This window comes from Rhizobium sp. BK399, from assembly GCF_014194695.1.
Taxonomy (GTDB): Bacteria; Pseudomonadota; Alphaproteobacteria; order Rhizobiales; family Rhizobiaceae; genus Rhizobium.
This window is the reverse complement of the sequence record NZ_JACIAH010000008.1, coordinates 116190-128475: the sequence shown is the minus strand read 5'-3', so window position 1 is coordinate 128475 and position 12286 is coordinate 116190. Positions and strand designations below refer to the sequence as shown.

Here is a 12286-nt window from a genome sequence, read left to right as displayed (position 1 = left end):
CGAGCGGCGCCGAATGCTGTGTCGCCAAAAACCAGAAAGATATGCCCACCAATGCAGTTCGACCGACCAGACCTATGTATAGGTCAGAAGACGCCGGGAACAGGATATGCTCGTGGCAAATTATAATGGGGTAACGATGTCCAGAGTGTCGAATTTGCGTCGCGCACGCGATCCGGATGGAGGCCACAACGGGGCATTTGCCTTGGCTGCGGGAGGGCTCGCAGCCGAGCCGGCCCAGCTCTCCGGTGGCCAGCGGTAACGCGTCGCCATGGGACGGGCAATCGCCCGGGACCCGAAAGTCTTCCTGTTCGACGAACTATTGTCCAATCTTGATGCAAACTTGCGCGTCAAGATGCGGGCCGAGATCAAGGCGCTTCACCAACGCTTGAAAACGACGATCGTCTACGCCGCGCATGACCAGATCGAAGCGATGACCATGGCTGACAAGATCGTCGTGGTCCAGGGCGGCAAGGTGGAGCAGATCGACAGCTCTCTGGAACTCTACGACAGGCCACGCAACGTATTTGTTGCAGGGTTTCTTGGTTGAGGGAACCATCTAGATCGGCGCCAGCCCTTGGCTCGTGCTTGCAGGCGGGGCCCGCATCCGGCTTTCACGTTGCGTGCCAATTCGGACAAGAGGCCGTTCACACTCGGCATACGTCCCGAGGACATCACGCTTGGCGACCGAAACGGGCATCGAAGCCACTATCAAGGTCGTGGAGCCGACCGGTTCGGAAACCCATGTCGCCGTTGAGCTCGACGGCAGGGAACTGACATGGGTCGTGGGCGATCGCGTTGAGTTACGCGCGAGCAAAAGGTCAGGCTCCCCTTGGAAACGGCAAAGGCTCACTTCTTCGACCGACAGACCCAACAGAGGGCTGGAAACCTGAAGGAGCGCGCACCGTTCGCCGCGCTCTCGCCCCCTCAGCGCGTCAATTTGATTGTTCCGCGGGGGATCGACTTGACAAGCCGGCGTGTATATGGGTGCTGCGGGTCGCCGATGACCTTCTCTGTCGGTCCCTCCTCGACGATCTCGCCGAGATAGAGCACATAAATTCGCTCGGCGATCTGTCGCAGCACAGCGAGATCGTGCGTGATGAAGAGGTATGATAGCGCGTGTTCGACTTGCAGGCGTCGGAAGAGATTAAGCACCTGGCCCTGGACAGACACATCGAGAGCAGAGACGGGTTCGTCGCAGACGAGAATTGCCGGCTCGACCGCAAGCGCACGGGCAATCGCAACGCGCTGGCGTTCGCCGCCGGACAGCGACCTCGGACGGCGGGAAGTGTATGAAGCGGACAAGCCGACCTCGGCAAGCAGCGACACGATCCGTTCGGGTGTCACCGGGTCTGTGGCCCCCACCGACGCCCCGAGTGCCTCTGCCAATGCCTGGCCGACGCTATGTCGGGGATTGAGCGTCGAATAGGCGTCCTGAAAAACCATCTGGATGGTCCGGCGTATTCTCGCAAGGTCCCCCTTGGTCAGGGCGCGATAATCGCCAGCCGAAATGCCGTCGATTACGATGTTGCCGGAGGTCGGGTTCTCGAGGCCAACGAGACAGCGCCCGATGGTCGTCTTGCCCGAACCGGATTCGCCAACCAGCCCCACACATTCCCCAGACCTGATGTGCAATGAAACCTCCCTCACTGCGCGGACCGGCCGTCCACGGGCTCCGGAGAAAGTCTTGCTGAGCGAGTCGACACGGACAAGGCAATCCGTGGTTTCTCCGCGACTCAACGCTTTCGGCTCCTCCGACAGTGCAGTCGCGCGCCGGGCATCGATCTCACTCTGGATCTCGTCCTGACGGAGACATGCGGTGGAGCGCAGAGCGCTGAGAGCACCGAGCGGCGGCTTGCTGGCGCGGCAAACCTCGCTTGCCCAATCACAGCGGTCTGCGAAACCGCAGCGGTCAATAACGTCGGCCGCGCGGGGCACGGAACCCCGCATGGCGACAAGGTTTTGCACACGAATATCAACCGGCGGTTCCGACAGGAGCAGCCCAAGGGTGTAGGGATGGAAAGGTCGACGCTCGACGGAAATGGCGTCGCCGACTTCCAGTACCGAGCCTGCATAGAGGACGTAGACGCGCTGGCAGGTCGCGAAGGCGAGCCGCAGATTGTGGGTGACAAGGATCAGGCCCATATGACGCTCTCGCTGGATATGGCCGAGGAGCTTCATGATATCGGCTTGACTGGTGACGTCGAGCGCCGTCGTGGCCTCATCGGCAATGAGCAGATCCGGGTCGCGCGCAAGCGCGGCAGCCATCGCGACACGCTGACACATGCCGCCCGACAACTCGAATGGCAGGCGGCGCGCCACATCGGGATCCGAAATCCCGACTTCCTCAAGGCGCCTTTGCACCTCGCCCCCCCTTGCCTGACGCGACGCGAACTCCGGCCGATCACGCAGCATCTCGTCAATGTGGTCACCGCAACGCATGAGCGGGTTCAGCATCGTGAAGGGATCCTGCATCAGCATCGAAACGCGATATCCGCGTAATTTGCGACGTTCGCGCTCGGGAAGCGGCATCACGGACATGCCGTCGAAGGTGATCGCACCGGTTGCGTTGAGGCCTGGCGGCAGAAGCCCGGCAATCGCGCGGGCCGTCACAGACTTTCCCGATCCAGACTCGCCAACGATTGCTATGCTCTCGCCGCGCTCCAACGCGATGCTCACTGATGTTGTGATTGCCGCCCTGCCGAACGAGATCGCAAGGCCCTCGACCTTGAGTAGCGGCCCACCTCCGCTAGCCTCGATCGACCCTGTCTTCATCTGGCGAACCGCTCGAGCAACCAGTCGCCGATGAGGTTTATGCTGATGGCGGTGACGATGATCATGCCAGCAGGCAAAAGCAGTGCAGCGGGATTTGAGAAGAGGATATTACGGTTCTCGAAGAGCATCCGGCCCCAGTCGGGGGCACCGGGTTCGATGCCGAGGCCGAGGAACGACAAGCCGGCGAGGTTCACCAGGGCAAAGGCGAAGTCAAGGATCACATACGCAAGGATGATCGGCGCCACATTCGGCAGAACGTGCACGAACAGGATGCGCGTCTTCGAAAGACCGAGTGTGCGCGCAGCTTCTATGTAAGGAAGGGGTCGCTGCTCGAGGACAGCACTGCGAACAATGCGGGTATCGGTAGCGGAAAATAGAACCACAAGAACGGCCACCGCGGTCCAGTAGCCGCCTCCCACGATACCGACGACAACGATCGCCAGAAGCGGTCCCGGCAACGCGAGCATGACGTCAACCCAGCGCATGATCGCTGTGTCGACCAGGCCGCCGAAATAGCCTGACACCAACCCAAGCACGGTCGCGATCGCAAAGGAGCCGGCGGCGACGATGACCGGACCGACCAGAGCTGTCCGCGCGCCGTAGATGACGCGCGAAAGCACATCGCGCCCGAACAGATCCGTCCCTGCGAGGTGCGCGAGCGATGGCGGTGTATCGCCAGTCCCGAGTCGCTGGAGAAACGGTGAATCGGGGACAATCTTATCTCCAAGGATGGCGCTGACCGCTACTGTCGCGAGAACGAGCATGGCAACGAGCACGCTAGCGGCAACGCGCGGCCGCAGCTCCTCTACACCTCCTTCGTCGGCGGCCGGGCTGCTCATGGCCGAACCCTCCCAAAGCGGATGCGTGGGTCTATCATTGCGTAAATCACGTCGACTCCAAGATTCACCAGCACGACAAAAGTGGAAAATAGCAGAACAGTCCCCTGGATCGTCGGAATGTCGCGCTTCTGGATGGCGTCAACTGTCAAGGCGCCGAGGCCCGGCAACGAAAAGGTGACTTCGACGTAAATCGCCCCTGCCACAATACCGACAATGATGATCCCCGCGGCCGTGACCAGCGAAATGAGGGAATTCCTGAGGACGTAGGCAAAAAGAATACGGTGCGGGGAAAGGCCACGTGACCGTGCAAAGGTGACGTAGTCCTGCCCCAGCTCCTCGATCATCGCTGCACGCGTGATCTTGATGACGATTGCCATGACAGATATCGCCAGCGCCAGCGAAGGAAGTGCCAGGTGCCAGGCCCGGTCGAAAAAACCATCACCTGATCCGAAGATGGGAAACCAGCGCAGCAAAACACCGAAGAGGTAGAGGAGGAAGATACCGGTGACGAAGGCTGGCGAGCTTATCCCGAAAACACCCAGCAACACGACCACCCGGTCCAGGCGCGTACCTTGGCGATAAGCCGCAACGGCGCCAAGCAAGATGCCCGGGCCGAGAACAAGGGCACTGCTCATCAAGGTCAGGAAGACGGTGACGCCTAGCCGATCCTTGATGGTCCGCGTCACCGCCCGATTGCCCTGAATGGAGACGCCAAGGTCCCCCCGGATGACTTGCGACAGCCACTTTCCGTACTGCATCGGCAGCGGGTCATCCAGGTGGTATCGGGCGCGGATCACAGCAATCGTCGCCGGGTCTGCCGCACGCGTGCCAAGCAGAGAGCGCACCGGATCGCCTGGGGCGATATGGACGAGTGCGAAGACACCGAATGAGATGATCAGAAGAAGCGGGATCGCTATTGCGAACCGGCGCGCGAGAAACATGACGAGGGTCGAAGCCGTCATTGTCGTGCCCCACGGGTCCGCCCCAAACAGGTGCAAATGCATGCATCCACTTGATGTCGGTCGTGTGGGTCAAGGCTGTGGCATTGCGGAACGACCTGCATTTCCACGAAGCAGGCGTCTGGCCTCCCCTGCAGGTCCCTCATCTGCCGCCGATCGATGATGCGCGCTAAAAAAAGGTCCATCCGCCGGTACCTTCCGTCTTCGGCCGGTGTCGATCGATGGGGAAACACCCCTCTGTCTTCTTCCGGACAGCAGCGTCACCATGCCGGGCCAAACCCTCTCATGGCCCAGGGAACATTATACCAGAAGGCGGTATAGCCGTTGAGCCTGTACTTATTGCTGAGAGCCATCGCAGAGTTGGGCCAAAATATCGGCACAAGGGGGACTTTGTCGTTGACGATCGTGAACAGTTTCTTCAGCGCCACCGTGCGTTCCGTGGGATCGGACTTCTCGGTCGCAGTCTTCAGGAGCGCATCAACCTCAGCATCCTTGAAGTTCGAACCGTTCAGTCCATCCTTCCTCGCGGTCGAACTCGAGAAGAAGAGGTAGGGATAACTGACGGCGTCGGGATAGTCAGGATAATAGGCCATGATCTGCATTCCGAGCTTCTCATGGCGAAAATACTGGGCGAGCCAGGTGTTGTTGTCGGTTTCCTCGATCCTTGCACGGATACCGATCTGCTTCAGGTTCTCGACCACGGACTGCAGGATATTGACCATGTATGGATCGGCACTCGATGCCGGGATGGAAACGTCAAAACCGTCCGGATGGCCGGATTTTGCCAGTTCAGCCTTCGCTAGCCCTAGGTCGAATGGGTACTGCGCCAAGGTAGCGTAAAAGGCGCGGACCTCCTCGGGCAACATCAGCCCTGACCACATCTGCGGCGGATTGAGAGCCGTTGCTGCCTCTCCCTTGCCTTTGAGCAGAGCCTTAACCAGGCCTTCCCGGTCGACAGCATGGGCCACGGCGCGGCGAACATGGATGTCGTCGAACGGTGGCGCCGATTGGTCCAGGATGAGTGCATAGACGCCAAGAGAAGGCGTCGTCTCGACGTTGCCGAGTGCATCCCACTGGTCCAGGTCAGAAATGGCGATATCGAAGGTACCTGCTATGTCACCGTTCTGCATGGCTAGCAGCCGGGCCTGCCGGTCTGGTATTGCCTGGAAGACGATGCGTTTAGCAAAGGGTGTCCCACCCCAGTAATCATCGCGGGCCTCAAGAACGACGCGATCGGACGGAACAAATTCGGCTAACCTGTAGGGGCCGGTCCCAAGTGGCAGCACCTCCGGCGTTCCGATGCCGTTGTCCGCAAGTTGCTCCTTCTTGAAGACGAAGCCCGCCATGTGTGCAGCGGTATAGACGAACTGTACGTCGGGACCCTTCAACTTGACAGTGACCTGGTCTTTTGCTGTCGCCTTGACGGCTGCCACCGAATTGTAGAAGGAGGCCAGCTGTGAACCGGAGTCCGGGTTCATGTGATATTCCATGGTGGCAACGACATCGTCGGCCGTTAAGGGAGATCCGTCGCCAAAGGTGACGCCACCACGCAGGTGATAATGCAGCGTCGTCGCATTCTCCTGGTTCCAGGTGTCAGCGGCAGCGAGCTCAAGGCTGAGATCGTCTCCGAACGTCAGCAGTCCCTCCTGGACGAGCGACATGATCGCCCCGACATACGTTGTCCAGGCATGTGGGATCAACAGCGTTTCCGCAACGCTGGGCAAGGCCCATGTAACCTCGCCGATCTGATCACCGGCACGTGCCGACGGTATGATCGAACGTGTTCCCGAAAGGGCGACCGCTGTGGTCAGAAGCACGCCGTTCACCATCGCACAACGTCGCGTCAAGCTGATGTCCATTTCGCTCCCCAGTCGCGCAAGGGTACATTAGGCACCATTAATGTACCTGTCTCGTTGCCGGGCCTCAAGAGGCACGTCAGGCACCGTGCAAACCAATTCGAAGCAGTGGACGAACAACGGATGGCGCCGGCCGATTCTGGTCGTCGCATTCGCAGCAATAGGCTATTGTTTTGTTCTGGAACGACGTGTGATGAAGGCAAGTCTGCCAGCAGAAGGGCGATATTATGCCATTGCCTCGGGTCGGACGAAAGCTCGCAGCAATTCTGGTTGCAGATGTCGTCGGCTATTCAGGCCTCGTCGAGGCGGACGAAAGCGGAACGCTCACCGCGTTGAAACATTTACGGCAATCCCTCATGGAGCCGTTGTTTTCCGAGCACCACGGCCGGATCGTCAAGGTCATGGGTGACGGACTGATCGCGGAATTCAACTCCGTCGTCGATGCCGTAGCTTGTGCTGTGACCATGCAGGAAAAGGTGGCCGACTGGCAAAGGCCGGTCAATTCCGAACGCCGGATCGTCTTACGCATCGGCATAAACCTCGGAGATGTCGTGGTCGAGGATGACGACCTGCTCGGCGATGGCATCAACGTCGCCGCTCGTCTCGAACAAATTTGCCCTGCCGGAAGCGTATTGATCACGGGCTCGGCCTACGAGCAACTCCCCGGCAAGATCGATGTCGATTTCGAATATGCCGGCGAGCAGCAACTGAAGAACATCAGCCGGCCTGTCAAGATCTACCGGATGGCAGCCCGAACGGCCGAGGTCAGGCCGCTGGCGCCCGGGCTGCACGAGCCGAGCACCGACATCCGAAAGACGGTCACGATCCTTTTTGCCGACATCGTGGATTCCTCCCGACTCGGGCTTGCGCTTGACCCGGAAGCGCTTCGCAACGTCCTCAAACGCTACTTTGGCGAGATCAGCGCTGTCGTGCAGCGCCATGGCGGAATCGTTGAAAAGTATATCGGGGACGCCATCATGGCCGTTTATGGCACGCCCACAGCCAACGAAGACGACGCTACGCGGGCCGTGCGGGCAGCGGCGGAAATGAGAGAAAGACTTGCCGATCTTAATCAGGAACTGGAGGCTGGGTGGGGAGTACGCCTTGTAAACCGGATAGGCATCAACACGGGTGAGGTTATCGCCAGCGCGGATTCGCGGGGGTTTCTCTCGGTCGCCGGCGAAGCCGTCAATACAGCAAAGCGGCTGGAGGAAGCAGCCCTGCCGAACGAGATCCTGATCGGCAAATCGACACACAGGCTGGTACGCGATGCGGTCGTCGTTTCACCAAGCGGCCCGCGCCTACTCAAGCACGGCGAGACCATCACAGCGCTTGTCGTTAGCGAAGTCCTCCATCACGCGCCGGGGCTTGCGCGCCGCTTCGATTCCCCTTTTGTCGGACGCGAACGCCAGCGCGTCCTGCTGGAAACCGTCTTCCAGAACGCGGTCGGCGACAGGACATGCCATATGGTCAGCGTCCTTGGTGATGCCGGGGTCGGAAAGTCACGGCTCGTACGGGAGTTCTCGCGTGGTCTTGCGGAAGACGTTACGGTCTTGCACGGCAACTGTCTGCCCTACGGCGAAGGCATCACCTATTGGCCATTGGCCGAGATCGTCCGGGAATTCACGCGGGCCGAGGGGCTGGATGGAGGTGAGCAACTCGCAGCTATGATCGAAGCGCAGCTTGCAGGGGACGAAAAGGCCAGCCTCATTGCCGAGCGCGTCGCTGGGGCGCTTGGCCTCGGCGGCGCGGTACAAGGGACCACCGAGGAGACCGCCTGGGCCGTGCGCAAGCTTCTGGAGGCACTCGCCCGATCCGGTCCGCTCGTCGTCGTGGTGGACGATGTTCATTGGGCGGAGCCAACATTCCTGGACCTGCTCGAGCACGTTGCCGACTTCTCCCGCGACGTCCCAATTCTCCTTGTCTGCATCGCGCGGCCGGAACTCTTCGACGCTCGACCCGGCTGGGGAGCGGGCAAGCGCAATGCAACCTCGATCTTTCTCGAGCGGCTGAGCGACGAGGAATGCCATACGCTCATATCCAATCTGCTCGGCGGCGCACCACTCCCGCCGGCTGTCGAATCGAGGATCTTCGGTGCCGCCGGTGGCAATGCACTCTTCGCTGAGGAGCTTGTCGCAATGCTGATTGACGAGAACCTACTGCGTCGCGCGTCCGATGGCTGGGTCACCGTGTCCGATCTCGCCGATCTGCCGGTTCCCTCGTCGATCAACGCTCTTCTCGCTGCCCGGCTCGAGCGGCTCCCATCCGTGGAGCGTTCGATCTTGAGGACCGCAGCGGTGGAGGGCGCAGTTTTCCACCAAGGAGCAGTCAGCGAACTGGCGAAACCCCTGTTAGATGCGCTCGAGGCCGGGCTGCTTGCGCTTGTGCGCCGGGATCTGATCCGGCCGGAGGCTCCGACCTTCCCTGGAGACAAGGCCTATCGCTTCAGGCATGCCCTCATCCGGGATGCCGCATATCGATCCTTGTCGAAAGGTTCGCGGGCCGAGTTGCACGAACACTTCGCCGCCTGGCTTGAACGAGCGACTGCAGACCGTCTTCGCGAATTCGAGGAATTTGTCGGCTATCACCTTGAACAGGCCTTTCAATACCGGACATCACTCGGACCACGCGATACCCGTACTGCCTCTCTTGCCGCCCGTGCAGGCGAACGGCTCGAGGCGGCCGGAAGACGGGCGCTTGTTCGCAGCGACCTTCCGGCGGCAATCAGCCTTCTCGAGCGTGTATCGCGGCTCATTCCAAGGGATGACCCACGCCGGATCGCGCTGCTTGCCGAATTGAGCGGTGCGCAGATCGAGAGCGGCCGACTGGACGATGCGGGCCGTATCCTCGACGAAGCCGAACAGCTTGCCGCCGCCTCCAGAGACCGGCGATTGGTTGCGCATGTCAGCATCCAGCGACAGTTCCTGCAACTCCTCCTCGCCCAGGAGGGCGGGGTAAAGCAAGCAGAAGAGGCCGCAATTGAGGCTGTCCCGATCTTCGAAAGTCTGGGAGACGACCTCGGTCTATGCCGTGCACACCGACTAAAGGCCTGGCTTCGTTTCAACGGCGCCCGGGGCGAGGCGGCAGCCGAAGCTTGGGAGCGCGCTGCAATTCACGCCAGGCATGCGGGCGATTGGCACGAATATCACGAAATCCTGACCTGGATTGCTTCATCGCTCTGGTTTGGCCCCACCCCTGCCGCCGAAGGAATTAGCCGCTGCGAGGCCATGCGTGTGGAAGTGACCGAAAGCCCAGTGTCCGAGGCCGCAATCCTGCGTCAACTCGCTTCCCTCAACGCAATCGCCGGCCGCTTTTCTGTTGCCCGCGACCAAATCGCAAAGAGCAATGCGGCGTACGCCGACTTCGGCCTCAGCCACACCCTTTATGTAGCATCCTCAGAACATGAAGCCGTCGTCGAACTGCTCGCCGGCAATCCTGCCGCTGCAGAAAGGAGCGCGCGCGCTTCCTACCACGCGCTTGAGGCGATGGGCGAGCGCGCCTTTCGTTCGACGATGGCGGCCTCGCTTGCAGCCGTTCTCCTGGAGCAAGGTCGTGACGATGAGGCAGAGGAGTTTACGGCCGTGAGTTCGGAGCTTGCTGCAATCGATGATCTGGTGACGCAGGTTCGCTGGCGGCGTGTGCGCGCACGTATTCTTGCCCGCAGGGCGAAAATCCAGGAGGCCGAAGCCCTTGCGCGCGCCGCAGTGGAGTTCGCCGAAAAGACGGACTTCGTCAACGACAGGGCCGTAGCACTTGTCGATTTGTCCTATGTCCTCGAGGCGTCCGGCCAACATAGCGACGCGTTCGCCGCGGCGTCAGTTGCGTTGCGTCTATACGAGCGCAAGGGAAACGTGGTTGCCGCAGCCAACACAAAGCGTCGACTGGCAGAGTTCGACAAGACGTGACAAATGGCGTACTACCGGCGAGATTGGCCTAGCCACGCTCCTTGCCGCTCGGGCGCCGCTGGACAGGACCGAAGACCGCGTCCATAGCCTCTCCGCGGGCTACCCGCTCAAGCTTTTCTTCGGCTCTGCCGATTGCCTCGGTGACCCTCTTCTGCAAAGTCCGCAGGACGTCGACCTGGGTCTTGTAGCGCTCAATGAATTCGCGCTCCTCCATGGTCATTGTATCCTCCATCTGCGTCTCGCTCGACCATTCCAGATCGGCGCTAATCCCGAAGTGTGACAACATCGAACCACCAATCATACTGGTAATGTCCATCATCATCGCGCAATGCGAGGAGCGAAATTCCGACCGCAGGACCGGGCGCAAAGCGTCCGTTTCTCCACCCAGCTTCGGGCGCGGTCCAGCGCCCACTCTGGAAGCCTGTCCAGGAACTCTGAGCGGAGCTCTGACTTGGTCCGGCCCAAACCTGCCCTGGGCCAATTCCGCCACCCTGTACGACCCAGGCTTCGACCCACCTGGGTTCGTAGTCCGGATCGATGTCGGTCATCGGACCCGTCGGCCATTCAATTCGACCTGTCTCGGAGTCAATATGCTGATTTGGATCCCAATTGGCTGGCATGACGTCTCCCCAATCGCTACCGGGCAATCCGCCCTTTAAACATGAACAAGAGAACAACTGCGCAGTAAGTATGTCCCAACTCGGTGACCAGGGCTAGGTTAAATCTCTCGCCAGAAACAGCATTATATTTCCTCCTGGATCATATCGCGCACAAGTGAACTCCGGCGAATTACTATACGCTAACAATAAGGTTACGCCGAACATTACTCCGACATACTGACGCTTTTGGACGCGCAACCCGACGTTCCGAATAAGACTCAGTCAACGGCTGAGAGCGTGTCTTGGCGTTGTTTCGTCACTCTCGACTTGATCCCCGTTCGACCGAACGGCACACGCTTAGCACCTACTTGTGGTGTCACCTGCGGGTGGCGCCAAGCCTCGCGAGGACCTCGCCGGGAATCTGGTAGCGATCGATGACATCTCCGTTGTTGCGAAGGCCGCAGATCTCCCGCTGGATGAACAGGGCCCATACTGCATCAGAAGCGTCATCCAGAAGCGTCATCCGATCAATTCGTTGAGGGCTTTCCGAAGACCATGCAGCCAAATTCGCCAACGCGGCCTCCGCCTTGCGGCCCTGTCGGCCGAGAGCATCCGCGCGCTCGGAGGCGAGCTCGTAATCAAGTGGGTTGACGAGCGAGTGGCTGGAGATCGATTGTGGCAGCCTGAGTGGCACATTGCCTCACTTCCCGAGCGGTTTGCTCGAAGCGCAACGGGTACCTGATCGACCAAGTCTAATGCTGGTGCGCCCACCAGGAAAGACAAATTGAGCAGACCTATCAATCGAGGACCTGAACCAAAGCAGCAATCAAGAGGAGCATTTTGGCTCCATCGACATCCGAGGACGCAGCGGCGCAGCTGCCGAGGAGCTCCTCAAGGGCTGGCGGTATCTCGGAATGTAACCGGATACAAACAGGGGCGTTGGCCCGCAATACTTACGTTGCGAAAGGCCAACGCAAACAACGTTCAACTTGAATGTCACCTATCGTCGCGAACATGCTGATTAGTTGATGACTTCGATGACGCGGTGGGTATGGGGATCGACGATCACGCGTTGTTTGTTGATTACTGTGTAAGCGTATGCATCATTGCTGGGGATCGTGTGAACTTCGATGGAGGACGGCAGCTCTGTTCCGACAACGATATCGCCGTCATACGTCACCGACGGAACCTCTTGCTCGGTAATGTAAGTCCTTACCTCGCCGGGCACTGTCACGACGGTGGTTTGTGCCATTGCCGGGACACTCAACATCATTGCCGCGATTGCTGCTGTAACATGCACTTTCATAATTACCTCCAATGTTTCTGGAGCGATGAACTCCATCCTCGCTTGAAGGT

8 protein-coding genes and 1 pseudogene are annotated in these 12286 nt (G+C 60.0%); 2 read left to right on the top strand and 7 right to left on the bottom strand.

All coding sequences use genetic code 11. The annotated features are described in order from the left end of the window. Positions 1 to 226 precede the first annotated feature (226 nt). Positions 227 to 877: pseudogene (locus FHT97_RS31580) on the top strand (TOBE domain-containing protein); the annotation flags it as partial. 47 nt (positions 878 to 924) lie between these two features. On the opposite strand, the gene FHT97_RS18280 reads toward FHT97_RS31580, so the two are convergent. The 4 genes from FHT97_RS18280 to FHT97_RS18265 form a co-directional block, all read right to left on the bottom strand. Continuing rightward, positions 925 to 2772 carry an ABC transporter ATP-binding protein gene (locus FHT97_RS18280; RefSeq protein ID WP_183863852.1) on the bottom strand — a complete coding sequence of 616 codons (1848 nt, stop codon included), beginning with the start codon at positions 2770 to 2772 and terminating at the stop codon, positions 925 to 927. Beyond that, positions 2769 to 3611 (bottom strand): ABC transporter permease, encoded by an 843-nt coding sequence (locus FHT97_RS18275; RefSeq protein WP_183863851.1) that lies wholly within the window; start codon positions 3609 to 3611, stop codon positions 2769 to 2771. Before FHT97_RS18275 ends, FHT97_RS18280 begins: the two co-directional genes overlap by 4 nt. Then, positions 3608 to 4573, bottom strand: coding sequence for an ABC transporter permease (locus tag FHT97_RS18270; protein ID WP_183757518.1), 966 nt, complete (start codon positions 4571 to 4573; stop codon positions 3608 to 3610). The genes FHT97_RS18275 and FHT97_RS18270 overlap by 4 nt, the downstream gene beginning before the upstream one ends. A gap of 257 nt (positions 4574 to 4830) precedes the next feature. After that, positions 4831 to 6429: an ABC transporter substrate-binding protein gene (locus FHT97_RS18265; RefSeq protein ID WP_183757519.1), complete on the bottom strand. Its 1599-nt coding sequence runs from the start codon at positions 6427 to 6429 to the stop codon at positions 4831 to 4833. A gap of 224 nt (positions 6430 to 6653) precedes the next feature. Here FHT97_RS18265 and FHT97_RS18260 point away from each other — a divergent pair, with 224 nt between their 5' ends. Beyond that, the gene (locus tag FHT97_RS18260; RefSeq protein ID WP_183757520.1) at positions 6654 to 10331 is read left to right on the top strand and encodes an adenylate/guanylate cyclase domain-containing protein; all 3678 of its coding nucleotides are present in this window, start codon (positions 6654 to 6656) and stop codon (positions 10329 to 10331) included. Positions 10332 to 10359: 28 nt separating this feature from the next. Here the strand turns inward: FHT97_RS18260 and FHT97_RS18255 are convergent, their stop codons facing one another. From FHT97_RS18255 to FHT97_RS18245, 3 genes are all read right to left on the bottom strand, one after another. Continuing rightward, a complete protein-coding gene (locus FHT97_RS18255; RefSeq protein ID WP_259186233.1) occupies positions 10360 to 10743 on the bottom strand; it encodes a hypothetical protein in 384 nt (127 codons plus the stop codon). A 563-nt stretch (positions 10744 to 11306) separates the two neighbouring features. Then, positions 11307 to 11624, bottom strand: a complete 318-nt coding sequence (locus tag FHT97_RS18250) for a DUF6665 family protein (protein ID WP_183757521.1) — start codon at positions 11622 to 11624, stop codon at positions 11307 to 11309. A gap of 327 nt (positions 11625 to 11951) precedes the next feature. Further along, on the bottom strand, positions 11952 to 12236 hold the full coding sequence (locus FHT97_RS18245; RefSeq protein ID WP_183757522.1) for a DUF1236 domain-containing protein: 285 nt from the start codon (positions 12234 to 12236) through the stop codon (positions 11952 to 11954). Positions 12237 to 12286: the final 50 nt, after the last annotated feature.

Excerpts from the sequence above, each read along its gene's own strand:
- FHT97_RS18265 (WP_183757519.1), bottom strand. The coding sequence starts at position 6,429 with ATGGACATCAGCTTGACGCGACGTTGTGCGATGGTGAACGGCGTGCTT.
- FHT97_RS18275 (WP_183863851.1), bottom strand. The coding sequence starts at position 3,611 with ATGAGCAGCCCGGCCGCCGACGAAGGAGGTGTAGAGGAGCTGCGGCCG.
- FHT97_RS18245 (WP_183757522.1), bottom strand. The coding sequence starts at position 12,236 with ATGAAAGTGCATGTTACAGCAGCAATCGCGGCAATGATGTTGAGTGTC.
- FHT97_RS18260 (WP_183757520.1), top strand. The coding sequence starts at position 6,654 with ATGCCATTGCCTCGGGTCGGACGAAAGCTCGCAGCAATTCTGGTTGCA.
- FHT97_RS18270 (WP_183757518.1), bottom strand. The coding sequence starts at position 4,573 with ATGACGGCTTCGACCCTCGTCATGTTTCTCGCGCGCCGGTTCGCAATA.
- FHT97_RS18280 (WP_183863852.1), bottom strand. The coding sequence starts at position 2,772 with ATGAAGACAGGGTCGATCGAGGCTAGCGGAGGTGGGCCGCTACTCAAG.